We start from the raw sequence: 301 nt of genomic DNA, 5'->3' as shown, positions 1-301 counted from the left end.
TGGTTCCCATTGACATCCGTCTGGGAGATGATTTTGACCTTCTGATTATCACAGGTCCTAATACTGGCGGAAAAACAGTTTCTCTGAAAACCGTTGGTCTGCTTACTCTTATGGGACAGGCAGGACTTCACATTCCGGCTCTTGACCGCAGTGAGCTGGCTATTTTTCATGAGATTTATGCAGATATCGGGGATGAGCAGAGCATTGAACAGTCTCTGAGTACTTTTTCCTCTCATATGACTAATATTGTGTCCTTCCTGGAAAAAGCAGATTCCCGTTCTCTTGTTCTTTTTGACGAGCT

Annotated in this window: 1 protein-coding gene; it reads left to right on the top strand. The window is 44.2% G+C overall.

The features are described from left to right. A partial coding sequence (locus QVP40_RS13735; protein ID WP_442852294.1) for a MutS-related protein occupies nucleotides 1–301 on the top strand: 301 nt, incomplete at both ends.

Source organism: Blautia sp. CAG:257, assembly GCF_000433815.1.
GTDB classification, from domain to species: domain Bacteria; phylum Bacillota; class Clostridia; order Lachnospirales; family Lachnospiraceae; genus Blautia_A; species Blautia_A caecimuris.
This window is presented reverse-complemented; position numbering and strand designations above follow the sequence as displayed.